Below are 26,713 nucleotides of genomic sequence, written 5' to 3' on the forward strand. Positions count from 1 at the left end.
ATCAGCGTCAGAAGGTAGCCGCCCATGGATTTCGCCTACTCCCCCAAGGTTCAGCAGCTGCGTGAACGCGTCACTGCGTTTATGGAAGCGCATGTCTATCCAGCCGAGGCCGTGTTCGAGCAACAGGTCAATGAAGGCGACCGCTGGCAGCCCACCGCAATCATGGAAGAGTTGAAAGCCAAGGCTAAAGCCGAGGGCCTGTGGAACCTGTTTCTGCCTGAGTCTGCCCTCGGTGCTGGCCTGACCAACACCGAATACGCGCCGCTGGCGGAAATCATGGGCAGCTCGCTGATCGGTGCCGAACCGTTCAACTGCGCCGCGCCGGACACCGGCAATATGGAAGTGCTGGTGCGCTACGCCAACGAAGCGCAGAAAGAACAATGGCTCAAGCCGCTGCTGGACGGCACCATCCGTTCCGCCTTCGCCATGACCGAGCCAGGCGTGGCTTCTTCGGATGCCACCAATATGCAGGCCAGCGCCGTGCGCCAGGGCGATGAGTGGGTGATCAACGGCCGCAAGTGGTGGACTTCCGGCGCGTGCGATCCGCGCTGCAAAATCATGATCTTTATGGGCCTGACCAACCCAGATGGCCCGCGCCATCAACAACACTCGATGATTCTGGTGCCGATGGACGCCCCTGGTGTGAAAGTGCTGCGTCCGCTGCCGGTATTCGGCTACGACGACGCGCCACACGGTCACGCCGAAGTGTTGTTCGAAAACGTCCGTGTACCCTATGAAAATGTGCTGCTGGGCGAGGGCCGTGGCTTCGAGATTGCCCAGGGTCGCCTTGGCCCAGGCCGTATTCACCACTGCATGCGCTCCATCGGCATGGCCGAGCGCGCGCTGAAGCTGATGTGCGAGCGCTCGATCAACCGTACCGCCTTCGGCAAGCCCCTGGCCCGTCTGGGCGGCAATATCGACCACATCGCCGACTCGCGCATGGAGATCAATATGGCGCGTCTGCTGACACTGAACGCGGCTTATATGATGGACACCGTGGGCAACAAGATTGCCGCCAGCGAAATCGCCCAGATCAAGGTGGTCGCCCCTAACGTGGCGCTCAAGGTGATCGACCGTGCGATCCAGATTCACGGCGGTGCCGGGGTTTCCAACGACTTCCCGCTGGCCTACTGGTATGCCATGCAACGCACCCTGCGCCTGGCCGACGGCCCGGACGAAGTGCACCGCGCGGCCATCGGCAAGTTCGAAATCGGCAAGTACGTGTCGAAAGACGTGATGAAAGCCAGCCGCTAACCGCCGCGGCTACAGAAAACCCAAGGCCCGCAGATGCGGGCCTTGGCGTTTTTGGCCTAAACAGGGCTCGCACCTTGCGCCTCTGAGCGTGTGCGCCCTTGGTGCTGCAGAGAGGCCTGCCTGATACGGTATGAGGTCTATAGTGATAGGGCAGCAACAGAACCATTACAGGATGTAGGGGGACGGTATGCAGATGCAGCAGCGCACTGCAGTGGTAGATGCATTGGGCCTGGCTGTGTGCACGCATTTAGCCCCCTGCCTGGAAGGCTTGATCGATGCGTCCAACGAGGCATTTAAAGAGCAACGCTTGGCGGCGCGCAGCAATGTCGAAGCCCAGTCTTGTGAAGACTTTCTGCGTTTGTGCAGCGTGCAGCGCATATGCATCATCGACGAAACCATCGAAGCCATCCGAGGCTTATTGTCTAGCGGCATCGCACCGCCGGCAGTAGCTCCCTCACATGGCAGCGAGTGGCAGCTGGTAGATGATGCGGAAGTGGATGAAATGCTCGAGGCGCGTCGACTGGTACGCCAGTTGCGTGAGCCTCTAGGGGTTATGGAGTGGCGCAGCTGCGCCAGGTTGAACGCCTTGACCGGGGCTGCGGCTAAAGACCGCGAGAACCCACTGTCACTCGAATTTATGCTGCGTGCCTTGCAGTCACAGCTGCAACTACGGGCACAGCCGCCCATGGTCCGAGAACTGTTCTACGCCGTGGCGGCGAGGGAGTTGGGCCACGCCCTGCAAACCTACTTTAAGCATCTGGACACATTGTTCAGTACATTTCAGATCGAGCCCCGTATTGATCCGATCGTACAGCCTGCCCAGGAACGGCAGCGCGAACGAGCTGCGCGCCATCCTGACGGGCCTTATCAGGCGATCCAGCAGCTGCGTGCGGCGGGCTTGTCGGCCGCCGGTCTGAACGGTTTCGCAGAGGTTGCCGCTACTCCGGTGCAGGATGCTGGGATGCTGCAACAGGCGCTGGCTCAACTGCAGGGCCTCAAACCTCCGCCGGAAGGCTGGTCGAGTCAGGCGGTCTTGCAGTGTTTGAGTGCCGCCGGGGCTGTCTTGACGCCTCGCCAGCGTGACGACGTTGGGGTCGTGTCCGAGTTATTCCAACACATGGAGCAGGAGCACATCATCGCCAGCGGGATCAAGCCAGCGCTGCGCCGGCTGATGGTTCCAGTTGCTCAAGCAGCGCTGTTCGATCCCGCCGCATTTGCCGATGCATCCCACCCGGTGCGTGCCACCCTGGACAAACTGATAGGCCTTTGCGACTTTTCCGAGCCGCCCAATCACGCCCTGGAAAACCGCGTACAGCAACTGATTGATGGAATCGTTGAGGATTATCAGGGCGACAGCAGCGTCTTCAGCCAATGCAGTCAAGAGCTCGAACATCTGCTGAGTGTGCAGCAGCGCGCCTACAGAAATAACGCCGACCGCGTGCGTCAGTACAACCGTGGCCGTGATGCCCTGGAGTACGCCCGTAAACAAATCGATCGTGAGCTGGCGAGGTTGTTTGGCAGCCACGCGCCCAAGGTACTGCTCGCTTGGCTGGATGCCGGCTGGCACGAGTTGCTGGTGCATGAACTGCTGCGTTATGGCCAGGAGAGTGTCGAATTGCTCGCCGGTTTAGCGGTAATCCATCAGCTCAATGGCTGGTTGCAAGCGAAGTCGGATGGCGAACCTTGTGCAATCGACCCCATCGAACGCGCCTATGAGTGCGGGCCCCTGCTGGAGTTGCTGCGCAAGCGCATGGATACCTTCCTGCCTGGTCAGTACCGGCACACACCCGTGCTCAAGCAACTGCAACAGCAGTTGTTAGGCGAGCAGGCCGTTGAGCTGGTTGCTGTGGCCGTTCTGCCGCCAGATGTCCGGGTGCCGAGTGTAGAGCCCGCCCAGTTGCGCTGGCGTGAGCGGGTACAGCAACTCAGCGAGGGTAATTGGTTGCTTACGCAAGACGGGCAATACCTGCAACTGGTCTGGGCCAATGCAGCCAGCGATCACTATGTGCTGGTCGATCGGCAAGGACACGAAGCGGGAAGCTTTACCGCCCACGAACTGATGCAACAGCTCGCCGCAGGCTGGATTGGCACCTCTGCTCCCGATGGTCAGGGGGTGATTCAGGATCATCTGGAAGACATAGTCGGCAAGTTGTACCGCGATATTGCTTACGCGCGCAGCCACGACGAACTGACCGGCTTGCTCAATCGCCGCAGCTTTGAGGCCGCGGCGGCGCAGGCGCTGGCAACCACTGAGGCCTGTCCCTTTATTTACGGTCACATCGACCAGTTCAGCGTGCTCAACTCCAGTTTCGGCCCCTTGGCTGGCGATACCTACCTGAAACAAACCGCCAGCCTGCTGGCTGACCTGTTACCCGCCAATGCGACGCTGGCCCGCATTGGCGGGGTGGATTTTGCCGTGATCTTGCCGCAAACCGCTATTGCCCAAGCCAGTCGCTTTGCCGAACAGGCGCGAGCCGCCATCGAGGCCGCGCCGCTGGAGTGGCAGGGGCATTCCCAGAGCGTGACCATGAGCCTGGGTATTGTCCTGACCAACGAACGCCACGATGTGATTACGCTGTTTCGCGACCTGCAAGTGGCGTGCAATACCGCCAAAGAGTCCGGGCGCAACCGCGTGCATATCAGCGTTGATGAACTCGACGGTGCGCGCACGGGTTTGCTGGCTATCGCCGGGCGAGTGGACGACATAGTCGAGCGCGGTGAACTCAGCCTGCGGGTGCAGCAAATTGCTCCGGCGGCAGTTACAGACAAGCAACTGCCGCATTACGAAGTGCTGCTGGTGATGGAAAACGACCTCAACTTGCTGGACTTTATCAGCGCCGCCGAGCGCTATAACCGCATGACCAAAGTCGACCGCTGGGTGCTCAAGCGGATTTTCAGCGAGCTGGCGCAACATCCGCATCTCTGGACGCAGTGCAGCGGCCTGTCGATCAATCTGTCCGGCAGTAGCCTGAACGATGACAAGCTGCTCGAGTTTATCGAGGCCCTGTTCGAGGATTACCCGGTGCCAGCCGACAAAATCTGTTTCGAACTGACCGAAACGGCTGCTGTGGCCAATCTGGCCAAGACCGCCGACTTGGTGCGTTACCTGCAACGCCTAGGCTGCACCTTTTCCATCGACGATTTTGGCACGGGGTTTTCCTCCTACGAGTACCTCAAGCGGCTGCCTGTGGACTACGTGAAGATCGACGGTAGTTTCGTCAAGGAAATCGAGTGTTCGCCCAGCGACCTGGCCATGGTCAAGTCGATCAATGAGATTGCTCACGTGTTAGGCCGCAAGACCATTGCCGAATACGTCGAGACCGTCAGCATTCGCGAGCGCCTGGCGGAGCTGGGGATTGATTATGTGCAGGGCTACGGCGTGCAGTTGCCACTGACGTTTGACGAGCTTCTTTCCGGCTGTTATCGGCCGGCATAGACCGGTGCGGGGTTATGCTTATGGGTCGTGGCGCTCGCTTTCGGCGAGCTGACGCAGCCACTGCAGGCGCTGATGCAGTTGGGCTGCAAAGGTGCGAGCCGCCGATTCCTCGCTAAAGGTCAGCCTCCGCAGCCCCATGCGCACTTGCCACAAGGTGCAGTCATGCCGCTGCAGCGCTTCGATCTGTACATCCATTTGGCGTTCCTTAGGACTTGTCTGCAGTGACGCTGTCGCGGGTCTTTAGCATGGAAAGCAGCACCCCGCCGGCCAGCAGACCCAGGGTCAGGCTGAGTGAGATCAGCGCTGGGATCTTGACGATATCGTGGAGGAATATCTTGCCACCGATAAACATCAGAACCAATGCCAGGGCGTACTTCAGGTAGATGAAACGGTGCATCAGCGCGGCCAGGGCAAAGTACAGCGAGCGCAGGCCGAGGATCGCGAAGATGTTCGAGGTGTAGACGATAAACGGGTCCTGGGAGATGGCCAGCACCGCCGGCACGCTGTCCACGGCAAACACCAGATCAGCCAGCTCGATCAGGATAAGCGCCAGCAGCAGTGGGGTGGCATGCAGCAGGAGCTTGCCCGATTTTTTATCCGGTTTGCGTAGCAGAAAGCGCCCGCCGTGCATATCCTCGGTCACCCGCAGATGCCTGCGCAGGAACTGCAGCAAGCGGTTCTGGCTTAGGTCGGGGTGTTGTTCTTGCTGAGCCGAGAGCATCCGCACCCCGGTAAACAGCAGAAATGCGCCGAACAGGTAGAGCACCCATTCGAAGTTCTGCACCAGCGCCGTGCCCAGGCCAATCATGATCGCCCGCAGCACCACCACGCCGAGAATGCCCCAGAACAGCACGCGGTGCTGATAGTGCCGCGGGATGGCGAAGAAGCCGAGAATCACCGCCATGACGAACACGTTGTCCATCGACAGTGACTGTTCGACCAGAAAGCCGGTGTAGAACTCCAGCGCCTTGGTCGCGCCCAGTTGCCACCAGATCCAGCCACCAAAGGCCACGCCAACGCTGAAGTAGCCGCTGTACAACAGCAGGCTTTCACGCATCTCGATCTCATGCTCGTCGCGGTGCAGAACGCCGAGATCAAGCACCAGCAGGCCGATGATGATTAGGGCAAAGGCCAGCCAGAACCAGCCAGGAGTGCCAAACAGCGGGGTCGTGAGCACGCTTGCAAGGCTATCCATAGAGCCACCTCGAATGTCTGCCTAAGTTGAGTATCAACTCAGTGACTCCGACATCACGGTGAGAGCTCACCGCCAGAGGGGCCCGGCGTCACGCTTGAATAAGGTTAGCAGGCCGGCAGCAGTTTCCCTTAGAACCTGTTTACAACCTGCTGCGCGTCGGCCCTGCTGCGTTAAAAGCAGGTTCTTAGTACACCCAGACTTCCACCCGACGATTCTTGATCCGGCCTTCATCTGCGGTGTTGGCAGCCACCGGCAGCTCATCGCCGAGGCCGATGATGTCGCGGAAGATCACCCCGTGCTTGTTCAGTTCACGGCGCACGGCCATGGCGCGCAGTTTGGACAGCAGTTCGGCGCGGGCTGGGTCGGCCTTGGCATCGCCAAAGCCGACCAGCACCACCTTGCTGCGCAGCTTGTCCTGGGTTTTCAGGTAGCTCATCAGCCGCTTGATGTCGCGCAGGGCCTTGTTGTCGAGGTTGGCGCTACCTTCCTGGAAGCGGAAGTTCACCGATAGACGTTGCGCATCCTTGGCCAGGCTCTGATAGGACGCTGGCATATCCGGGTTCTGCGGGATTTTTACAGCCTGCACGGTCTGCGCGATAAACCCGTTCTGGTCGACAATCGCCTGGCCGCGCGGGCTGTGCGCGAATTTCACCAGGGCCAGCGCCCAGGGGTTCTGCAGCTCCGGCTGGTTGTACAGAAACAGGCGGCGCGACAGCGGGTAGTCTTCGGTGGCGATCAGGGTCAGGCTCGGCAACATCGGCTGCGACTTGCCGGCGGCAATGGCCACGGCCTTGGCCTGGCGGATATAGGGTAGGCCGATAAAACCGATGCCGCCCGGGTCCTGGCTAACGGCGTCGGAGAGTTTCTCGCTGTTCTCGAAACGTTTGGCGCTGGCCGCCAGGCTCTTGCCATTGGCACTTAGCACCAGCTCCTTGAAGGTATCGAAGGTGCCGGATTTATCATCGCGGGCATACAGCGTGATGGTGCCGGCCGGTGCCCCGAGCTGCACCCAATCCTTGATCTCGCCGGCAAAGATCTGCGCCAGCTGTTCGGTGCTCAACGCGCCGAGTGGGTTGCCGGGATGCAGGATGATCGCCAGGCCGTCGAGGGCAATGATCTGCTCGGCTTCCGGGCTTTGCAGATCACCAAAGGCTTGCAGGCTGGCCAACTCGCTGTCCTTGATCGGCCGGGACGAGGCGGCCAGTTCGGCGCTGCCATCGCCCAGGGCAACAAAGCCGGTGCCCGAACCGTGGGCGGCGACTTCGATGCTGACGCTGCGGCCGTCGCTGGTCTTGCCGCTGACCTTCTGCTCGTTCTCGGCATTCCCGGCTTCGATGCGGATGGCGCTCAGGCCTTGCTCTTCCAGCAGCCCTTTGACCAACGCCGGGCCCAGCCGCGCGCCAATGGTGTTGGAACCCTGGATGCGCAGCACGCTGCTGTTGTCGCTGGGGATGGGCAGGGCGGCGAACACCGACCAGGGCAGGGCGTAGCAGATGGAGCCGAGCAGCAGAAAGCTGACGGTGCGAATCCAGGTATCACGGTCGGAGGCAGCGGAGGCGCGCGACATGCGGCAAACACCTTATATGGGTGAGTGAAAGTGCCGCGACGATAAGACAAATAAGTGACTGCAATATGACAGCCACTTTTCCAGGTGAACGCTCTAGTACAGGGTTACTCGCCCAGTTCCAGCCAGATCGGCGCGTGGTCGGAGGGCTTCTCCATACCGCGCAGGTCGTAGTCGATGCCGGCGTCCTTGATCCGCCCCTGCAATCCCAGGGAAGCCAGCACCACGTCGATGCGCAGGCCGCGTTTGGGCTCATCCTCGAAGCCGCGGCTGCGGTAGTCGAACCAGCTGAAGCGATCATTCACCGCCGGGTTGAGCTGGCGGAAGCTGTCGACCAGGCCCCAGCTCTTCAAGGTGGCCAGCCACTCGCGCTCCTCCGGCAGAAAGCTGCATTTACCGGTTTTAAGCCAGCGCAGGCGATTCGGCTCGCCGATGCCGATGTCGCAGTCCTCGGGGGAGATATTGATGTCGCCCATCACCACCAGCGCCTGCTCGGGGCTGAACTGGCTCAGCAGCAACTGTTGCAGGTCTGCGTAGAAACGCTGTTTGGCCGGGAACTTGGTCGGGTGGTCGCGGCTTTCGCCTTGCGGGAAGTAGCCATTCATCACCGTGACCGGATTGCCCTGGGCGTCGGCGAAGGTGCCATAGATAAAGCGTCGCTGGGCGTCTTCGGCATCACCGGGAAAGCCCTTGTGCAGGCTTAATGGCTCCTGGCGCGAGAGCAGGGCGACGCCGTAATGGCCTTTCTGCCCGTGGTAGTGCACGTGATAGCCGAGCTGGCGGATGTCCGCTTCGGGGAACTGCTCGTCGGCGACTTTGGTTTCCTGCAAGCCGATCACATCCGGCTGGTGCTTGTCGATCAACGCCGCCAATTGATGGGGGCGCGCACGCAGGCCGTTGATATTGAAGGAGACGATCTTCATGGGCGGCAGTCCTGACTGAGGCTCTGGGTAGCCGGTGATGCTAGCCGATTAGTCGCTGCGCCGGCCAGCCTGTGGCGGCTGCCGGGCGGCGGTGCTAACGTGGCGCAAGGCTCGATAAACCAATAAAAACAGAGGTCAGCCCTATGCCCAACAGCCCCGCTGAAGTTCGTTTGCTCGATGGCGGCTACGCCCGTGAAGCCCGTTCGCTGCTGTACCACGCCTATCGCCATGATCCGACCTTTGCCTACCTGTTCGAGGCCGAGCGGCCGGGCTATGACCAGCGTGTGCGCGCCACGGTGCGTGAGCTGGTGCAGCAACACTTTGGCGAGGACCTGCCGGCCATCGGCCTGCTGATCGATGATCGCCTGGTGGGCATGGCGCTGATCGCGCCGCCGCAACGGCGCATGGACATCACCGAAAGCTGGGGCTGGCGCATGCGCATGTTGCTGACCACAGGTTTCCGCTGCACCAAGCGTTATCTGGAATACCACGACGCGGTGATCGCCTGCCTGCCGCCGGGGCCCTATCACGTGTTGCCGCTGCTGGGCGTGCACCCGGAATACCAGGGCAAACACCTCGGCGAGCAACTGCTCGAGGCGCTGCACAACTGGTGCGCCGAGGATGCCAGCTCGCAGGGTGTGGTGCTCGATACCGGCAACGCCCATTACCTGGACTTCTATAAGCGCCAGGGTTACGAGGAAATCGGCGAGGTGGCCATCGGCCCGATCATCGAGCACGTGTTCTTCCATCCCAGCCCGCAAACGGCGATCAAGGCCAGTGCCTGAGCGCGGCATCTGTGGGGTTGGCGGCGACAGCTTGAGTTGCCGCCACCACATGACCGCACCCGCTAAACGCAACGCAGGCTTAAGTGCCATGTTTATGAGGGCCAGCGCTGGATTAAGGCAGTTAATTCGCGTTTAAATTACGCCCCTTGCTCAAAACGTCTGAGCGTTGAAATCTAAACAGTGAAAACCCCTATCACCGTCTTCATATACTGACCGCCGCTAACCACTGGGCAGTCGTTGTGCTGACCGGTATAGCCCGATTCGCTGTTTGCAGGCGCGCCGACCCGGCGCGTTCTCTGCGTAGCAGCATGGCCTACCCGGCAATCGGATAAGCGAAGGCTACCCACCTCGCGTTCACTACAAGAATAAGGATATGAGCATGGAATTCCTCAACACCCTGGTCAACCAACTCAATGGCGTGGTCTGGGGCCCGCCGATGCTGGTGCTGATTCTCGGCACCGGTTTGTTCCTCATGCTGCGCCTGAAATTTATGCCGCTGATCAAGATCGGCGCAGGCTTCAAACTGATGTGGCAAGGCCGCCAGAAAGGCGACGCCGAAAGCGGCGAGATCAGCCCGTTCCAAGCGCTGATGACCTGTCTGGCCGCCACTGTGGGTACCGGCAATATCGCCGGCGTGGCCACCGCGATCTTCCTCGGCGGCCCCGGTGCATTGTTCTGGATGTGGTGCACGGCGCTGGTCGGCATGGCCACCAAATACTGTGAAGTGGTGCTGGCCGTGCATTACCGCGAGAAGGATGCACGCGGCGAACACGTCGGCGGGCCGATGTACGCGATCAAGAATGGCCTGGGCAAGAAGTGGCTGTGGCTGGGCACTGCATTCGCCATCTTCGGCGGCTTTGCCGGTTTCGGCATCGGCAACATGGTCCAGGTCAACAGCATGGCGTCTGCCCTGCAGGCCAGTTTCAACATTCCACTGTGGGTCACCGGTGTAGTGACCATGGTCGTCACTGGGCTGGTGATTCTGGGCGGGATCAAGCGTATCGGTAAGGTTGCCGCGTCGCTGGTGCCGTTTATGTGCGTGGCCTACATCATTGCCTCGATCGTGGTGCTGGTGGTGCATGCCGACGCGATTCCCGGCGCATTCGAGCTGATTTTCACCCATGCCTTCAGCCCGGCAGCGGCCACTGGCGGCTTTGCCGGTGCGGCCGTTATGGCGGCGATCCGCTTCGGTGTGGCGCGCGGCATCTTCTCCAACGAAGCGGGCCTGGGTACAGCCGGTATCGCCCAGGCGGCCGGTACCACCAACAGCCCGGTGCGCTCGGGGATGATTGGCATGATCGGTACCTTTATCGACACCATCATCATCTGCTCGATGACCGGTTTGGCGATCATCTGCTCCGGCGTATGGACCAGCGGTGCCAGCGGCGCAGCCTTGTCGGCGGCGGCCTTCGAGTCGGCCATGCCTGGCGTCGGCGGTTATATCCTGACCATCGCCCTGGTGATCTTTGCCTATACCACGGTGCTGGGCTGGAGCTACTACGGCGAGCGCTGCTGGGAATACCTGGTGGGCACCAAGGCAATTCTGCCGTTCCGCATCCTCTGGGTGCTGGCCGTGCCGTTCGGCGCGATTGCCCAGCTGGATTTTGCCTGGCTAGTGGCGGATACCCTGAATGGCCTGATGGCGATTCCCAACCTGCTGGCGCTGCTGCTGCTCAGCCCGGTGGTGGTCAAGCTGACCCGCGATCACTTCGCAAAAAATTGATGTGCCGGCTGGGCGAGCAGGGTAGTCTGACTCTCTGGTCAGCTATGCTCGCCACCCTGCAACGGCTGCGAGCTTGCCATTTGGCGGGTTCGCGCCCTTACTTGTTTTCCGCCCCTCAACTCCACTGATAAGGATCTATCCCATGGCACAAGTCACTCTCAAAGGTTCCCCGGTTGAAGTCGCCGGTCAACTGCCGCAAGTGGGTCAGCAAGCCCCGGCTTTCAGCCTGGTTGCAGGTGACCTGAGTGATGTCAGCCTGGCCAGCCTGGCCGGCAAGCGCAAAGTCCTGAACATTTTCCCAAGCGTTGACACGCCGACCTGCGCCACCTCGGTGCGCACCTTCAACGCCGGTGCCAGCAAGCTGGATAACACCGTGGTGCTGTGCATTTCCACCGACCTGCCGTTCGCCCAGGCACGCTTCTGCGGTGCCGAAGGCCTGGAAAACGTGGTCAACCTGTCGACCATGCGCGGTGCCGAGTTCCTCAAGAACTACGGCGTAGCTATCGCCAGCGGCCCGCTGGTGGGTGTAGCTGCACGTGCGGTAGTGGTGCTGGATGAAAGCAACAAGGTGCTGCACAGCGAGTTGGTCGGTGAAATCGCTGACGAGCCGAACTACGCGGCCGCGATTGCCGCGCTCAAGTAACACCCGCTGAATGCTTGTCCAACGGCCTGCTCTGCAGGCCGTTTTTATTTATGGCCTGCCATCCCTAGCGGCCACCCTGCGGGTCTTCGCTGCGCGACGTTAAAAATGACTCCCGATCATTTTTTATGACCTGCCACCCTTGGCGGCCACCCTGCAGGCGCGTCGCTACGCGACGTTGAACACTGTTCCCGACAATTTTCTATTCGGATCAGATATTTAGTTACGTAAGGAAAAGGTAAATAGGCGGTAAAGAGGCTTTGCAGGCTGGCTGATAGTGAATATCGTTCACGCTCCCCAAGGAAGTGATCGTCGCCATGCCTGATACACAGTTCGCCCTCCGTCCTCGCAACCTGTCGCGCCAATGGCTGTTTGGCTCCATTGCGCTGGTTGTTCTTGTTGCGCTGCTCTGGTGGTTCTGGCCCAGCAGCCCGGCAGCTGCGCCGCGTGGCGGGCCTTGGCGTGATGGCGGACCGGTCCCAGTGCGGGTCGCCGCGGTCAGTCAGGGCGACTTCCAGATTGAGCTCAAGGCGCTCGGCACCGTCAGCGCCTACAACACGGTGAATGTGCGCACCCGGGTCGAGGGTGAACTGGTCAAGTTGCTGTTCAAGGATGGCCAACAGGTCAAGGCCGGTGATCTGCTCGCGGTGATCGACCCGCGCCCCTACGAAATTGCCCTGCAACAGGCGCAAGGCACGCTGCAGGAGAACCAGGCGCAACTGCGCAATGCCGAGCTGGACCTGGCGCGCTACACCGGCCTGTATGCCGAAGACTCGATTGCCAAACAGACCCTCGACACCCAGCGGGCCCTGGTCAACCAATACCGTGGCGGTATCAAGAACCTGCAGGCGCAGGTCGCCAACGCCCGGCTGAACCTCGATTTCACCCAGATTCGCGCCCCCATCACCGGTCGCCTGGGCCTGCGTCAGGCCGACATCGGTAACCTGCTGAAGTCCGGCGACACCTTGCCGTTGGTGGTGATCACCCAGACCCTGCCGATAGCCGTGATGTTTACCCTGCCGGAAGCCGAATTGCCGGCCGTGGTGCAGCAACTGCGCGCCGGCGAAACCCTCGCCGTCGAGGCCTGGGATCGCAGCGAGAAGCTCAAGTTGGCTGAGGGCCAACTGGAGAGCGTCGACAACCTGATCGACACCGCCACGGGCACGATCAAGCTCAAGGCGCGCTTCGAGAACGCCGAAGAGCTGCTGTTCCCCAACCAGTTCGTCAACGCGCGCCTGCGGGTGAAAACCCTCAGCCAGGTGACGCTGATGCCAGCCGCCGCCCTGCAGTTTGGCACCACGGGCACCTTCGCCTATGTGCTGGACGGCGAGGACAAGGTACAGCTGACGCCACTCACCATCGGGGCCAGCGATGGCCAGCTGACGGTGGTCGAGCAGGGCCTCAAGCCGGGCGACCGCTTGGTGCTGGAAGGCACTGACCGCCTGCGTTCGGGTAACAAGGTCGAAGTGATCGGCGACAAACCTGTCGCCGCCCAAGCTGAGCAGGCAGCGCCTGAAAGCAAACGAGCGCCGCGCACCCAATGAACACCTCACGCCTGTTTATCCTGCGGCCGGTCGCCACCACGCTGATCATGCTGGCGATCTTCTTGAGCGGCCTGATCGCCTACCGCCTGCTGCCGGTGTCGGCCTTGCCAGAGGTCGATTACCCGACCATCCGCGTGCTGACTCTGTATCCCGGTGCCAGCCCGGATGTGATGACCAGTGCGGTGACTGCGCCGCTGGAGCGTCAGTTCGGCCAGATGGCCGGGCTGAAACAGATGTCCTCGACCAGCTCCGGCGGCGCATCGGTGATTACCCTGCGCTTCAACCTGGAGGTGAAGCTGGATGTTGCCGAGCAGGAAGTGCAGGCGGCGATCAATGGCGCGACCAATCTGCTGCCTAGCGACCTGCCGGCACCGCCGGTGTACAACAAGGTCAACCCAGCCGACACCCCGGTACTGACCCTGGCCATCAGCTCGAAAACCATGCCGTTGCCGCAGGTGTTCGATCTGGTCGATACCCGCCTGGCGCAGAAGCTCGCGCAAACCAGCGGCGTCGGCCTGGTCACCCTGGCCGGCGGCCAGCGGCCGGCGGTGCGCCTGCGGGTCAATCCGCAAGCCCTGGCCGCGGCGGGGCTGAATCTGGAAGATGTGCGCAGCCTGATCACCGCCAGCAACGTCAATCAGCCCAAGGGCAACTTCGACGGCCCGACCCGGGTGTCGCAGCTGGATGCCAACGATCAGCTGAAATCGGTGGATGAGTACCGCGAGCTGATCCTCGGCTACAAGGACGGTGCGGCGCTGCGCCTGAAGGATGTCGCCGAGATTATCGACGGTGCCGAGAACCAGCGCCTGGCCGCCTGGGCCAACCGTAGCGAAGCGGTGCTGGTCAACGTGCAACGCCAACCCGGCGCCAACGTGATCGAGGTGGTCGACCGGATCAAGGAACTGCTACCGAGCCTCACTGAAGGGCTGCCGGCGAGTGTCGAGGTCAGCGTGCTGACCGACCGCACCGAAACCATCCGCGCCTCGGTGCGCAGCGTGCAACACGAGCTGCTGCTGGCCATCGGCCTTGTGGTGCTGGTGACCTTCCTGTTCCTGCGCAAGCTCTCGGCCACCCTGATTCCGTCTATCGTGGTGCCGTTGTCGCTGATTGGCACTTTCGGCGTGATGTACCTGGCCGGTTTCACGGTGAACAACCTGACCCTGATGGCGCTGACCATCGCCACCGGCTTTGTGGTGGACGATGCCATCGTCATGCTGGAGAACATCGCACGGCATCTGGAGGAGGGCGAGACCCCGCTGAATGCGGCGCTCAAGGGGGCCAAGCAGATTGGCTTTACCCTGGTTTCGCTGACCATTTCGCTGATCGCGGTGCTGATTCCGCTGCTGTTTATGGCCAGTGTGGTGGGGCGGCTGTTCCGCGAGTTCGCCATCACCCTGGCGGTGGCCATCCTGATTTCCCTGGTGATCTCCCTGAGCCTGACGCCGATGATGTGCGCGCGCCTGCTCAAGGCGGAAAAGCCCGAGGAAGAAGGGCGCTTCTACCGCGCGGCTGGGGCGGTGATCGACGGTATGATCGCCCGCTATGGCCTGTGTCTGCAGTGGGTGCTCAAGCGCCAGCCACTGACCCTGCTGGTGGCCATCGGCACCATGGTGCTGACCGTGGTGCTGTACCTGGCGGTGCCCAAGGGCTTCTTCCCAGTGCAGGACACCGGGGTAATCCAGGGCATTTCCGAGGCACCGCAGTCGATTTCCTTCCGCGCCATGAGCGAACGCCAGCAGCGCCTGGCCGAGGTCATTCTGCAAGACCCTGCAGTGGCCAGCCTGTCGTCCTATATTGGCGTGGATGGCGACAACCCGACGCTGAACAGCGGGCGCTTGTTGATCAACCTGAAGCCGCGCGCCGAGCGTGATGTCGACGCCAGCCAGATCATCGAGCGCCTGCGCCCGCAGCTGGCGCGCCTGCCGGGTATCGAGCTGTTCCTGCAGCCGGTACAGGACCTGTCCATCGAGGACCGGGTCAGCCGTACCCAGTTCCAGTTCAGCATGGAGTCGCCGGATATCGGCCTGCTGGAAGAATGGGTGCCCAAACTGGTTCGCGCCCTGCGCGAGCAACCGGAACTCACCGATGTCGCCAGCGACCTGCAGAACCGCGGTTTGCAGGTGTTCCTGCAGATCGACCGCGATATGGCCGGGCGGCTCGGCGTGAGCATCGCCGACATCGACAACGCGTTGTACGACGCCTTCGGCCAGCGGCAGATTTCCACCATCTACACCCAGTCCAGCCAGTACCGCGTGGTGCTGGAGAGCCAGGATGCTGGCAGCATCGGCCCGGCCGCGCTGCGGCAGATTCATGTGGCCGCCGCCGATGGTCAGCAGATCCCGCTGTCGAGCCTGGCGCGCATCGAGGAACGCGCCGCCAGCCTGTTGATCAACCATATCGGCCAATTCCCGGCCGCGACCCTGTCGTTCAACCTGGCCGAAGGTGTAGCTCTGGGCGAGGCGGTGGCGGTGATCGAGCGGGTTGAGCAGGAGATCGGCATTCCGCCTGCCGTGCAGAGCCGCTTCCAGGGCGCGGCCGAGGCGTTCCGCGCCTCCTTGTCGAGCACCTTGCTGCTGATTCTGGCGGCCATCGTCACCATGTACATCGTGCTCGGCGTACTCTACGAGAGCTATATCCACCCGATCACCATCCTCTCCACCTTGCCCTCGGCGGGTGTCGGCGCGCTGCTGGCCTTGCTACTGAGCGGCAATGAGCTGGGCCTGATCGCCATCATCGGCATCATCCTGCTGATCGGCATCGTCAAGAAGAACGCGATCATGATGATCGACTTCGCCCTCGACGCCGAACGCAACCAGGGCATGCAGCCTGAGGAGGCGATCTATCAGGCGGCGCTGCTGCGTTTCCGGCCGATTTTGATGACCACATTAGCCGCGTTGTTCGGCGCGATTCCGCTGATGCTGGCCACCGGCTCCGGTGCCGAACTGCGCCAGCCGCTGGGTTTGGTGATGGTCGGCGGCCTGCTGCTGAGCCAGGTGCTGACGCTGTTCACCACGCCGGTGATCTACCTGTACTTCGATCGCCTGTCGCGGCGCATCAGCGGCCGTAGCGCCTCCGGGCTCGTGGTCAGCCGATGAACCTGTCCGCGCCCTTTATCCGCCGCCCGGTCGCTACCCTGCTGCTGAGCCTGGCGATTCTGCTGCTCGGCGGCGTCAGCTTTGCCTTGCTGCCGGTCGCGCCGCTGCCGGAGATGGATTTCCCCACCATCACCGTGCAGGCCAGCCTGCCGGGGGCCAGCCCGCAGATCATGGCGTCCAGCGTGGCCACGCCACTTGAACGCTCGCTCGGCACCATCGCCGGCATCAGCCAGATGAACAGCCGCAGCAGCCAGGGCAGCACGCGGATCATGCTGCAGTTCGACCTGGATCGGGATATCAACGCCGCCGCCCGCGAGGTGCAGGCGGCGATCAATGCCTCACGCAACCTGCTGCCCAGCGGTATGCGCAGCATGCCGACCTATGCCAAGGTCAACCCATCGCAAGCGCCGATCATGGTGCTGTCGCTAACCAGCGAGGTGCTCGGCAAGGGCCAGCTGTACGACGTGGCCTCGACCATCCTGGCGCAGAAGCTGGCCCAGGTAACCGGCGTTGGCGAAGTGCAGATCGGCGGCAGCTCCTTGCCGGCGGTGCGCGTGGCCCTGGAGCCGCGCCTGCTCGATCAGTACGGCATCGCCCTGGATGAAGTGCGCCAGAGCATCAGTGACGCCAACGCCAAACGGCCGAAGGGCGCTGTGGAGGACGGCGAGCGGCATTGGCAGGTGCAGGCCAGCGACCAGTTGGAAAAAGCCGCCGATTACCTGCCGCTGATCATCCGTTATCAGGACGGTGCGGCGGTGCGCCTGGGTGATGTCGCCAGCGTCACCGATGGCGTTGAGGACCGCTACAACAGCGGCTTTTTCAACGACGAAGAAGCGGTGCTGCTGGTGATCAACCGCCAGACCGGGGCCAATATCATCGAAACCATCGCCGGTATTCGCGAGCAGCTGCCGGCGCTGCGTGCGGTGATTCCGGCCAATATCGAGCTGCAAGTGGCGATGGACCGTTCGCCGGTGATCCGCGCCACCCTGCACGAGGCCGAGCAAACCCTGCTGTTGGCCGTGGTGCTGGTAATTCTGGTGGTGTTCGCCTTCCTTGGACGTTGGCGCGCGGCGCTGATTCCGGCGCTGGCGGTGCCGGTGTCGCTGGTTGGCACCTTTGTGGTGATGTACCTGCTGGATTTCTCCCTGAACAACTTGTCGCTGATGGCGCTGATCATCGTCACCGGCCTGGTGGTGGATGACGCCATCGTTGTGTTGGAAAACATCTCGCGGCATATCGAGGCCGGCGAAACGCCTATGGCGGCGGCCTTCAAGGGCGCGCGTGAGGTGGGTTTTACCCTGCTGGCGATGAACCTGTCGCTGGTCGCGGTGTTTATCTCGATCCTGTTTATGGGCGGCATCGTCGAGCGGCTGTTCCGCGAGTTTTCCATCACCCTGGCCGTGGCCATCGTGATCTCGCTAATGGTCTCGCTGACCCTCACGCCGATGCTCTGCGCGCGCTGGCTCAAGGCGGAAACCGCAGAGTACCGCCCAGGCGTGCTGCAACGCTTTGGCACGGCGCTACAAGCCCGGGTACTGGCGTTCTACAGCCGCAGCCTGGACTGGGCGTTACGCCATTCGCTGCTGATGCTGTTCAGCCTGCTGGCGACCATCGCCTTGAACATTTTCCTGTTTGTCAGCGTGCCGAAGACCTTTCTGCCGCAGCAGGACACCGGCCAGTTGATCGGCATGATCCGCGGCGATGATGGCCTGTCGTTTCAGGTGATGCAGCCGAAGATGGAAGTCTTCCGCCGCGCCGTACTGGCAGATCCTGCCGTGGAAAGTGTGGCCGGTTTTATCGGCGGCAGCGGCGGGATCAACAACGCCTTTATCATCGTGCGCCTGAAGCCAGTGAGCGAGCGCGGGGCCAGTTCACAGGAGGTCATCAACCGCTTGCGCCAGTCGGTGCCGAAAGTGCCGGGCGGGCGCATGTTCCTGATGCCCGATCAGGATCTGCAGATTGGCGGGCGCGAAGGGCGCAGCTCGGAAACCGAATACATGCTGCTGTCCGGCGATCTCGATCTGCTGCGCCAGTGGCTGCCGCCGGTGCGTGAAGCGCTGCGCGCGCTGCCGGAGCTGACCGACCTCGACGTCAAGGAAGTCGAAGGCACCCAGCAGATCCGCCTGGTGGTCGACCGCGATGCCGCTAAGCGCCTGGGCGTGGACATGAACATGATCACCGCGGTGCTCAACAACGCCTTCAGCCAGCGTCAGGTGTCGACCATCTACGACAGCCTCAACCAGTACAGCGTGGTCATGGAGATCAACCCGCAGTTCGCCCAGTACCCGGAAACTCTCGACCAGATCCAGCTGATTACTGCCGACGGTGCGCGGGTACCGTTGTCCAGCTTCGCCCGCTGGGAGCGCAGCCTGGAGGAGGATCGCGTGCATCACCAAGGCCAGTTCGCCGCAGAAAACATCGGCTTTGCCCTGGCCGAAGGCGTCAGCCTGGATCAGGCCAGCGCGGCGATCGATAACGCGATTGCCCGGGTCGGTCTGCCGACCGAGGTGCAAGGCATGATGGGTGGCACCGGGGGTGCCTTCCAGCAGACGCAGCAGAACCAGCCGTGGATGATCCTGCTGGCGTTGGTGGTGGTGTATATCGTCCTCGGCGTGCTGTACGAGAGCTATATCCACCCGCTGACCATTCTTTCGACTCTACCCTCGGCCGGCGTCGGCGCGCTGCTAGCCCTGCAGTTGATGAGCATCGAATTCAGCCTGATCTCGCTGCTGGGGCTGTTTCTGCTGATCGGTATCGTCAAGAAGAACGCGATTCTGATGATCGACCTGGCCCTGCAGTTGGAACGCCAGCAGCACCTGAGCCCGCAGGAGTCGATCCGCCAGGCCTGTCTACTGCGTTTTCGGCCGATCATGATGACCACCCTGGCGGCGATTCTCGGCGCGCTGCCGTTGATGCTGAGCAGCGCCGAAGGCGCGGAAATGCGCCAGCCGCTGGGCATCACCATTGTCGGCGGGCTGGTCCTCAGCCAGTTGCTGACCCTCTACACCACCCCGGTGATTTACCTGTATTTCGACCGCCTGCGCCACCGGATCAACCGCTGGCGCGGCGTACGCACCGACGCTGCTCTGGAAACCCCGTTATGAAAGCTCTAGTTGCCTTGCCCACGTTGTTGGCGCTCAGTCTGGCCCTAAGTGCCTGCGCCATTGGCCCGGACTATCAGCGCCCGCAGCTGCAAACACCGGCGCAGTTCAAGCAGGTCGAAGGCTGGACGCAGGCCAAACCCGGCGATGCCCTGGCGCGTGACAGCTGGTGGCAGCTGTATGACGACAAAGAGCTGAATGCTCTGGTAGCGCGGCTGAATGTCTCCAACCAGAACCTGGCTGCCAGCGAGGCGCAGTTTCGCCAGGCGCGCGCCCTGGTACGCGGCGCGCGGGCGGCGTTCTACCCGACGCTGTCGAGCAGCGCCGGGGTGACCCGGGCCGGGCAGGGCGGTGGCGACAGCACCCTGAGTACCTCCGATGGCATCGCCGTCAGCGGCTCGAATGCGGCGAGTATCTCGAAGAGCTACGACCTGAGTCTGAATGCCGCCTGGGAACTGGATATCTGGGGCAAGTTGCGCCGCGGCCTGGAATCCAGCCGCGCCGACTACGAGGCCAGCGCCGCCGACCTGGCCGCGGCCAAGCTCAGCCTGCAAGCCGAATTGGTGCAGAACTACCTGCAATTGCGCGTGCTGGATGATCAGCAGCGCCTACTGGATGCCACGGTGGCCGCTTATACGCGTTCGCTGAAGCTCACCGAGAACCAGTACAACGCCGGCATCGTGCCGAAATCCGATGTCAGCCAGGCGCTAACCCAGCTGAAAAGCACTGAGGCCCAGGCCATCGACCTGAAATGGCAGCGCGCCCAGCTGGAACACGCGATTGCCGTGCTGGTCGGGGTGCCGCCGAGCGAGCTGAGTATCGCCGTGCGCGAGCAACTGCCCAGCCTGCCGCAAATTCCCGTGGCCTTGCCGTCGCAGCTGTTGGAACGTCGTCCGGATGTGGCCGGTGCCGAGCGCCGGGTGATCGCCGCCAATGCGCAGATCGGCGTGGCCGAAGCGGCCTGGTATCCCGATCTGACTATTTCTGCCAGTGGTGGTTATCGCGGCAGCAGCTTTGCCGATTGGATCGAGTTGCCCAACCGCTTCTGGTCCCTCGGCCCGCAGCTGGCGCTGACCCTGTTCGATGGCGGTGCGCGCAGCGCGGAGCTGGAACGCAGCGAAGCCGCTTACGATCGGACCGTGGCGCAATACCGTCAGGCCGTGCTCGACAGCTTCCGCGAGGTCGAGGACTATCTGGTGCAACTGCGCGTACTGGAGCAGGAAGCCGTGGTTCAGCAGCAGGCGCTGGAGGCCGCGCGCGAATCGCTGCGCCTGATCGAGAACCAGTACAAAGCCGGCACCGTCGACTTCAACAGCGTGGTCAATGTCCAGGCCACCGCGCTGAGCAATGAGCGCAGCACCCTCAGCCTGCTCGGCAGCCGCCTGACTGCCAGCGTGCAGCTGATTGCAGCGCTCGGTGGCGGTTGGCAGGTCGCCCAGTTGCAGGTGGAGCCGACTAGCGACCCTGGCGCAATGCCCGCCAGCCAGTAAATAGGCTCAAGGCCAGCAGCAGCGCAACGCTAAGCAGCGTCCAGTGGGTAAACGACACCCCGAGGATGCTGTAGTCGTTCTGCCCGCACACCCCGGCGCTCATAAATACGCTGGGCAGCCATTCATGCAGCGGCAGGTAGAACGCGTAGAAGGGGAAGGGCGAGCAGCTGAAGCTTTCAAGCACACCTGTCTCGATCAGCACCAGATGCGTGTTGTCGTACACCGCCATGCCTGCGGCGGCCAGCAGCAGGGGCCAGAGTGGCAGGGTCAACCAGCGCAGACCGAGCGCTTCTGCCGCCAGGATCAGCAGGCTGAGCACGCCGCCACACAGCAGCCACAGGCGAATCTGGATGCACAGCGTGCAGGGCTCCCAGCCAAACTGCTGCTGTAGCAGCAATGCCCCGCCGAGCATGGCAAAGCAGGCGAGGGCAATCAGGGCGAGTAGGGGCTTGAGTGAGGCGGGGCGGGACATCTGAATCTCCGAAAGGGTCACTAAGGCGGGTCGTGTGGCGACGTTTAAGACGTGCAGCGCAGGCTTAAGTTGCAGCTGTGCGGGTTTTGTCCAGGTACAGGGCGAGCAGCGCCAGGATGATCGCCAGTGAATAGGCAAACAAGCCCAGGTTGAGCCCCAGAATCATTTTCTCCGAGCCATCGGACAACACCATCGAGCCGCCGTAACTGCCACGCAGCGCATAGGCCAGCAGAAAGCCACCGGTGACGAAGAAGGTCATCAGGCTACTCAGGCGCAGATTGCCCCGGAACCACACCAGCCACAACGAAAACGCGCCGATGGCGCAATTGGTTGCCAGCTGCCAGACCTCGTGCAGGCGTGCGTGCGGCTCCCAGCCTGGGTTGAACGCGTGCGAGTCATTCAGCTCGAAAATCGGCACAACAATGGCGTAGAACAAGATACCGACGGTGACCAGCAGTTTGCCGAGCATGGAAACGCTCCTTGTTGTGCAGAGCAGGCGAGGATAACGGCGAGCCGTCACTTCGGCAAAAGCTGAATACGACCTGGCTTGAAAGCGATAGCCGCATAGAGCGTCTAACGTGCGCTCAAACCGGGCGGTGTTCGGTACCGGCACCAGGCGTCAGAAACAGCAGGGTGGTGGGCTGCGTGGTTCTGGCCGTATGCCACACGCCTTGAGGTACCAGCACGTAGCTGCCGACCGTATCGAGCAGCAGCGCACGCTCGCCAGTCGTCTCCTCAAGCAGTAGCACGGTGGCTCCTGCCAGCAGCATGACCAACTCCTCACTTGCCGGGTGGCGTTCCCAACTGGGCCAGTCTTGCGAAAAGCTGAAGGCGGACATCAGTCGGCCCTGGTCCAGCTCAGGCTTGCTGCCGCCGACCAGATCACTCCAGAACTGCTCGGTAACAGCAATCTGCTCGATTTTCCCGCCATCCTGCACATGCAGGTAGGTGTGCAGAATTTCCTCGGGTTTGTTGGCGGCCATCCTGCGCTCCTTGTCCTGTTCAGGCTCAGCGTTTGAGTAGGGATGAATCCAGTTGATTGAAGCACTGCACGATGCGCTCATGGCTGACCTCGGCGAACTCCTTCTGCGTCAGGCTTACCAATACGCCCGGTTTTACTCGGCCGGAACGCAGTTGCCGCTGCATATAGGCCAGCACTTCGGCGTCGCTGGCGGGTGTCGGTAGGCTGGATTCATCCACGGTGTGTGCGCTCTTTGTCAGTGAAGTTGGGCCGTGCTTCTCGGCGCAGCAGTGTGCTGCTAACCGCCACTTTATCAGCACATTCAGCCGATTTTCTCAGCATCCGTTCAGGATGTTTCTCAGGCATGACTCTATAGTCATTGGGTCATATACCCTGACTACTATTACGGTCATACCCAAATCCTATTGGCCCGATCGCAGTCCAGCTACCACGCTGAGTTGACCCGTTAGGTGAAAAACAACAGGAGAGAGACATGTCAAATGATGCGAAATGCCCGTTCTCGGGTGCCGCCGGAACCAACAGCGTGGCTGGCGGCGCACCGAAGAACGCAGACTGGTGGCCGAACCAGCTCAACCTGAAGATGCTCCATCAACATTCCTCCAAGTCCGACCCCATGGGCGCGGGCTTCAACTACGCCGATGAATTCAAGAGCCTCGATCTGCAAGCCGTGGTCAAGGACCTCACCGCGCTGATGACCGACTCCCAGGACTGGTGGCCAGCCGATTGGGGCCACTACGGCGGCCTGATGATCCGGATGGCCTGGCACGTCGCCGGGACGTACCGCATTCACGATGGCCGTGGCGGTGCGGGCACCGGCAACCAGCGCTTCGCACCACTTAACAGCTGGCCGGACAACGGCAACCTCGACAAGGCACGCCGCCTGCTCTGGCCGATCAAACAGAAGTACGGGCGCAAGCTGTCCTGGGCCGACCTGTTCGTGTTGGCCGGCAACGTTGCTCTGGAATCCATGGGCTTCAAGACCTTCGGCTTTGGCGGCGGCCGCCCGGATATCTGGGAGCCGGAAGAAGACACCTACTGGGGCTCGGAAACCGAATGGTTGGCCACCAGCGACAAGCCCAACAGCCGCTACTCCGGTGACCGCAACCTGGAAAACCCGCTGGCTGCCGTGCAGATGGGCCTGATCTACGTCAACCCGGAAGGCCCGGACGGTAACCCCGACCCACTGGCATCGGGCCGCGATGTGCGCGAAACCTTCGCTCGCATGGCCATGAATGATGAAGAAACCGTGGCCCTGGTGGCCGGCGGTCACACCTTCGGCAAGGCCCATGGCGCGGGTGATCCAACCCTGGTTGGCCCCGAGCCGGAAGCAGCAGGCATCGAAGACCAGGGCCTGGGCTGGATCAACAAGCTCGGCAGCGGCAAGGGCGTACACACCACCACCAGCGGTATCGAAGGTGCCTGGAAGCCCAACCCAACGACCTGGGACAACGGCTATTTCGACATGCTGTTCGGTTACGAGTGGGAGCTGACCAAGAGTCCAGCAGGTGCCAAGCAATGGGTGGCCAAGAACGTCAAACCCGAGCACATGATTCCCGACGCGCATGACCCGGCGAAGAAGCACCCGCCGATGATGACCACCGCCGACATGTCGCTGCGCATGGACCCGGCTTACGAGAAAATCTCGCGTCGCTTCCACCAGAACCCGCAGGCGTTCGCCGATGCTTTCGCCCGCGCCTGGTTCAAGCTGACTCACCGTGACATGGGGCCGCGTGCCCGTTACCTTGGTCCGCTGGTGCCTGCGGAGGTGCTGATCTGGCAAGACCCGGTTCCGGCCGTCAACCATGCCCTGGTCGATGCGCAGGACATCGCCGGCCTCAAGGCCAAGGTGCTGGCCTCCGGTCTGTCGATTGGCCAATTGGTCAATACCGCCTGGGCTTCGGCGTCCACCTTCCGTGGCAGCGACAAGCGTGGTGGTGCCAACGGCGCGCGTATTCGCCTGGCTCCGCAAAAGGACTGGGAAGTTAACCAGCCGGCCGAACTGGCCAAGGTACTGGCTGCGCTGGAAGCCATCCAGAAGGACTTCAACGCCTCGGCCGCCGGTGGCAAGAAAGTCTCCCTGGCCGATCTGATCGTCCTCGCCGGTAGCGCAGCGGTGGAAGCCGCGGCGAAGAAGGGCGGTGTGGATGTCGTCGTGCCGTTCGCCCCGGGTCGTACCGACGCCACGCAGGAGCAGACTGATGTCGAATCCTTCGCGGTGCTGGAACCCAAGGCTGACGGCTTCCGCAACTACGCTCGCAAGGGCTATGAAGGCGTTGCAGCCGAGCTATTGATTGACAAGGCGCAACTGCTGGAACTGACCTCGCCGGAGATGACCGTGCTGATCGGTGGTCTGCGCGCGTTGAATGCCAATGCCGGTAAAGCCCAGCATGGTGTCTTCACCAAGCGCCCGGAAACTCTGAGCACTGACTTCTTCGTCAATCTGCTCGACATGGGCAGCAAATGGCAGAAGTCTGCCACTGAAGGTGTGCTGGAAGGCCGCGACCGCAAAACCGGCGATCTGAAGTGGACCGGCACCCAGGTTGACCTGGTGTTCGGCTCCAACTCCCAGCTGCGTGCCCTGGCCGAGGTCTACGCCACCAGCGACGCACAAGCGAAGTTCGTTAAGGACTTCGTCGCCGCCTGGACCAAGGTGATGAACCTGGATCGCTTTGATCTCAAGTGATCCACATAGAGGCCTAACACACCTCAGATGAAACCACTTCGCCCCGCCATGGTCATTCATGGCGGGGCGAAGTTTTTTATAAGTGCTTGATTAAGTTTGAATTCAGCCAGCGCCGTTAACCTAGCCCAACTTTCTAAACGCCTCTGGAGTCTCCTATGCCAACCCTTGCCTTCGTACCGCTTAAACAGGCTCCGGTCGCATTCGCACTCTGCGCCGCACTGTTCGCCACCAGCGCGATGGCCAGCCAGCCGCAGATCTACGGCTTGCACGAACAGGTTTCGCTGCATGAACTGGCCCTGGAGCTGCCCGCCAAACTCGATACCGGTGCCGAAACCGCCTCACTCAGCGCCAAGAATATTGAAATGTTCAAGCGTGACGGTGGCGAGTGGGTGCGCTTCCAGGTGGGCCTGGACAATGCCAAACAGGCCCCGGTGATTGAGAAACCGCTGGCGCGCATGAGCTATATCAAACGCCGCGCCGATGACCGCCAGCCCGGCGACAAGCAGCTGTACACCGAGCGCCCGGTGGTTGAGATGGATATCTGTGTGGGCGATGAACTGAAGAATATCGAGGTCAACCTGACTGACCGCAGCGCCTTCGAATTTCCGCTGCTGATCGGCTCATCGGCGCTGAAAGAATTCAACGCCGCCGTCAGCCCCGGCGTGCGCTATTCGGCCGGGCAGCCGAGTTGTACGCAGGCCAGCTGAGAGCAGGACTCCCAGCTGTAACTTCGGCACCCCAAGCCTGGGTCAGGGGCGATGCAGGGTGCCGTGATGCGCTTCGCCGACATAGAACGCAGGTTTTGCTCCTGGGAAGGCCCAGAACGGGGTCATTTCCGATGATGGGAATACGTTAGGGAAGCGCGGGTCCCGGGCCGATGGGCCGGCAATGGTCTTTTCCTGAACCATGGAAATGTACTGATCCACGGAGTTTTCCAGGGTGTTGCCATTGATGATGACCTCCGTGCCCAGCGTTTTGGCATATTCAGCCACGCCACTGGCGGTGGACAGATGGGGCGCATAGGCGTCCACGCTCACGCCGTTTTCGCTGGTCACCCAGAGCCCTTCATCGGTGTGCACGACAATCGAGTGATTGCCTTCGGTGTGACCCGGCGTATGCACCAGCGCGACACCATCGCCGAGCATGATGGAACCATCAAACTTGATGATCTTGTCCTCGGCGATTCCCATCACGCCGTTAGGGCAATACCAATCCGCCTGGTAGGGGTTCAAGTCGTGGCTGGAGGCCCATTCTTGCCAATGCACCAGTAGCTTGGCGTTGGGGAACAGCGCCGGTTGTTCGGCCGTACCCAGCCAGCGTCGTACATCCTGGGTGTGCAGGTGGTCATAGGTGATGTAGTCGATATCCTCCGGCTTCAGCCCCAGCCCGGCGATGATCTCAGGCACGGTGTTTTGCCGAATCAGCATGCGCTTGGTGATGAAGTCTGGAGTCTTGTCCTGCAGCCGGCGGAAGAACGGTGTTTCGCCACCGCGCTCATGGTCGGACGGCGAGACGAGCATGGTTTTTACACCATCGACGGTATCGAACTGCACGACGAAAAGTCGGTTCTGGATATGCAGATACTCCACCCAGTACTCCCGGGAGAAGGCATTGCGCAGCCCGAAGCGCGACGGGTAAGGCACGCGAATCAGATCGAATGAGCGGAAATAGCGAGCCTTGGGGCCGGCCAGCATGTGCTTACGAAAATCCAGCGCGGCCGCACGGGTGTCTTCAACCCGGGCCTGCTGGCCGTGAGCGTTCCGCGAACCATCAAAATCGGTTATTGCCTTGAATTGTGTCACTGCCATCTCCTCTCGAATCAGGAT

20 protein-coding genes are annotated in these 26,713 nt (G+C 61.8%); 11 read left to right on the plus strand and 9 right to left on the minus strand.

The features are described 5' to 3' along the window. The first annotated feature begins 24 nt into the window (after nucleotides 1-24). Both WBK23_RS11895 and WBK23_RS11900 read left to right on the plus strand, forming a co-directional pair. Nucleotides 25-1,254, plus strand: a complete 1,230-nt coding sequence (locus tag WBK23_RS11895; RefSeq protein ID WP_424484160.1) for an acyl-CoA dehydrogenase — start codon at nucleotides 25-27, stop codon at nucleotides 1,252-1,254. Between the two features lie 187 nt (nucleotides 1,255-1,441). Next, complete coding sequence (locus tag WBK23_RS11900; RefSeq protein WP_424484161.1) at nucleotides 1,442-4,690, plus strand: DUF1631 family protein; 3,249 nt, start codon at nucleotides 1,442-1,444, stop codon at nucleotides 4,688-4,690. A gap of 18 nt (nucleotides 4,691-4,708) precedes the next feature. Here WBK23_RS11900 and WBK23_RS11905 read toward each other — a convergent pair whose 3' ends face one another. The 4 genes from WBK23_RS11905 to xthA all read right to left on the minus strand — a co-directional run bounded on the left by WBK23_RS11905 (nucleotide 4,709) and on the right by xthA (nucleotide 8,372). Next, a complete protein-coding gene (locus WBK23_RS11905) occupies nucleotides 4,709-4,885 on the minus strand; it encodes a hypothetical protein (RefSeq protein WP_424484162.1) in 177 nt (58 codons plus the stop codon). Between the two features lie 10 nt (nucleotides 4,886-4,895). Then, entirely contained in the window at nucleotides 4,896-5,885 is a 990-nt protein-coding gene (locus WBK23_RS11910; protein WP_424484163.1) for a TerC/Alx family metal homeostasis membrane protein, read from the minus strand. A 184-nt stretch (nucleotides 5,886-6,069) separates the two neighbouring features. Next, on the minus strand, nucleotides 6,070-7,452 hold the full coding sequence (locus WBK23_RS11915) for a substrate-binding domain-containing protein (protein WP_424484164.1): 1,383 nt from the start codon (nucleotides 7,450-7,452) through the stop codon (nucleotides 6,070-6,072). A 104-nt stretch (nucleotides 7,453-7,556) separates the two neighbouring features. Then, nucleotides 7,557-8,372: an exodeoxyribonuclease III gene (gene xthA / locus WBK23_RS11920; protein WP_424484165.1), complete on the minus strand. Its 816-nt coding sequence runs from the start codon at nucleotides 8,370-8,372 to the stop codon at nucleotides 7,557-7,559. Between the two features lie 143 nt (nucleotides 8,373-8,515). Between xthA and WBK23_RS11925 the strand changes: the two genes are divergently transcribed. The 7 genes from WBK23_RS11925 (at nucleotide 8,516) to WBK23_RS11955 (ending at nucleotide 20,750) form a co-directional block, all read left to right on the plus strand. After that, on the plus strand, nucleotides 8,516-9,157 hold the full coding sequence (locus WBK23_RS11925) for a GNAT family N-acetyltransferase (RefSeq protein ID WP_424484166.1): 642 nt from the start codon (nucleotides 8,516-8,518) through the stop codon (nucleotides 9,155-9,157). 379 nt (nucleotides 9,158-9,536) lie between these two features. Continuing rightward, the gene (locus WBK23_RS11930; RefSeq protein WP_424484167.1) at nucleotides 9,537-10,880 is read left to right on the plus strand and encodes an alanine/glycine:cation symporter family protein; all 1,344 of its coding nucleotides are present in this window, start codon (nucleotides 9,537-9,539) and stop codon (nucleotides 10,878-10,880) included. 142 nt (nucleotides 10,881-11,022) lie between these two features. After that, nucleotides 11,023-11,523, plus strand: coding sequence for a thiol peroxidase (gene tpx / locus WBK23_RS11935; protein WP_424484168.1), 501 nt, complete (start codon nucleotides 11,023-11,025; stop codon nucleotides 11,521-11,523). A 314-nt stretch (nucleotides 11,524-11,837) separates the two neighbouring features. Beyond that, entirely contained in the window at nucleotides 11,838-13,064 is a 1,227-nt protein-coding gene (locus tag WBK23_RS11940; protein ID WP_424484169.1) for an MdtA/MuxA family multidrug efflux RND transporter periplasmic adaptor subunit, read from the plus strand. Then, complete coding sequence (locus WBK23_RS11945; RefSeq protein WP_424484170.1) at nucleotides 13,061-16,159, plus strand: MdtB/MuxB family multidrug efflux RND transporter permease subunit; 3,099 nt, start codon at nucleotides 13,061-13,063, stop codon at nucleotides 16,157-16,159. Before WBK23_RS11940 ends, WBK23_RS11945 begins: the two co-directional genes overlap by 4 nt. Continuing rightward, nucleotides 16,156-19,263 carry an efflux RND transporter permease subunit gene (locus WBK23_RS11950; RefSeq protein WP_424484171.1) on the plus strand — a complete coding sequence of 1,036 codons (3,108 nt, stop codon included), beginning with the start codon at nucleotides 16,156-16,158 and terminating at the stop codon, nucleotides 19,261-19,263. The genes WBK23_RS11945 and WBK23_RS11950 overlap by 4 nt, the downstream gene beginning before the upstream one ends. Next, nucleotides 19,260-20,750 carry an efflux transporter outer membrane subunit gene (locus tag WBK23_RS11955; protein ID WP_424484172.1) on the plus strand — a complete coding sequence of 497 codons (1,491 nt, stop codon included), beginning with the start codon at nucleotides 19,260-19,262 and terminating at the stop codon, nucleotides 20,748-20,750. Before WBK23_RS11950 ends, WBK23_RS11955 begins: the two co-directional genes overlap by 4 nt. Here the strand turns inward: WBK23_RS11955 and WBK23_RS11960 are convergent. The 4 genes from WBK23_RS11960 to WBK23_RS11975 all read right to left on the minus strand — a co-directional run bounded on the left by WBK23_RS11960 (nucleotide 20,716) and on the right by WBK23_RS11975 (nucleotide 22,422). Then, a complete protein-coding gene (locus WBK23_RS11960) occupies nucleotides 20,716-21,222 on the minus strand; it encodes a disulfide bond formation protein B (RefSeq protein WP_424484173.1) in 507 nt (168 codons plus the stop codon). The genes WBK23_RS11955 and WBK23_RS11960 overlap by 35 nt on opposite strands. Nucleotides 21,223-21,286: 64 nt before the next feature. After that, nucleotides 21,287-21,691 carry a hypothetical protein gene (locus tag WBK23_RS11965; RefSeq protein WP_424484174.1) on the minus strand — a complete coding sequence of 135 codons (405 nt, stop codon included), beginning with the start codon at nucleotides 21,689-21,691 and terminating at the stop codon, nucleotides 21,287-21,289. Between the two features lie 115 nt (nucleotides 21,692-21,806). Then, nucleotides 21,807-22,205 carry a hypothetical protein gene (locus WBK23_RS11970; RefSeq protein WP_424484175.1) on the minus strand — a complete coding sequence of 133 codons (399 nt, stop codon included), beginning with the start codon at nucleotides 22,203-22,205 and terminating at the stop codon, nucleotides 21,807-21,809. A 25-nt stretch (nucleotides 22,206-22,230) separates the two neighbouring features. Continuing rightward, nucleotides 22,231-22,422 (minus strand): hypothetical protein, encoded by a 192-nt coding sequence (locus WBK23_RS11975; protein WP_424484176.1) that lies wholly within the window; start codon nucleotides 22,420-22,422, stop codon nucleotides 22,231-22,233. Between the two features lie 254 nt (nucleotides 22,423-22,676). Here WBK23_RS11975 and katG point away from each other — a divergent pair, with 254 nt between their 5' ends. Both katG and WBK23_RS11985 read left to right on the plus strand, forming a co-directional pair. Continuing rightward, nucleotides 22,677-24,887, plus strand: a complete 2,211-nt coding sequence (katG, locus tag WBK23_RS11980; RefSeq protein ID WP_424484177.1) for a catalase/peroxidase HPI — start codon at nucleotides 22,677-22,679, stop codon at nucleotides 24,885-24,887. A gap of 155 nt (nucleotides 24,888-25,042) precedes the next feature. Further along, nucleotides 25,043-25,594, plus strand: a complete 552-nt coding sequence (locus tag WBK23_RS11985; RefSeq protein WP_424484178.1) for an ATP-dependent zinc protease — start codon at nucleotides 25,043-25,045, stop codon at nucleotides 25,592-25,594. 42 nt (nucleotides 25,595-25,636) lie between these two features. Here WBK23_RS11985 and WBK23_RS11990 read toward each other — a convergent pair whose 3' ends face one another. Next, on the minus strand, nucleotides 25,637-26,689 hold the full coding sequence (locus WBK23_RS11990; RefSeq protein ID WP_424484179.1) for a hypothetical protein: 1,053 nt from the start codon (nucleotides 26,687-26,689) through the stop codon (nucleotides 25,637-25,639). Nucleotides 26,690-26,713: the final 24 nt, after the last annotated feature.

Source organism: Pseudomonas sp. (assembly GCF_049653025.1).
Classification (GTDB): domain Bacteria; phylum Pseudomonadota; class Gammaproteobacteria; order Pseudomonadales; family Pseudomonadaceae; genus Aquipseudomonas.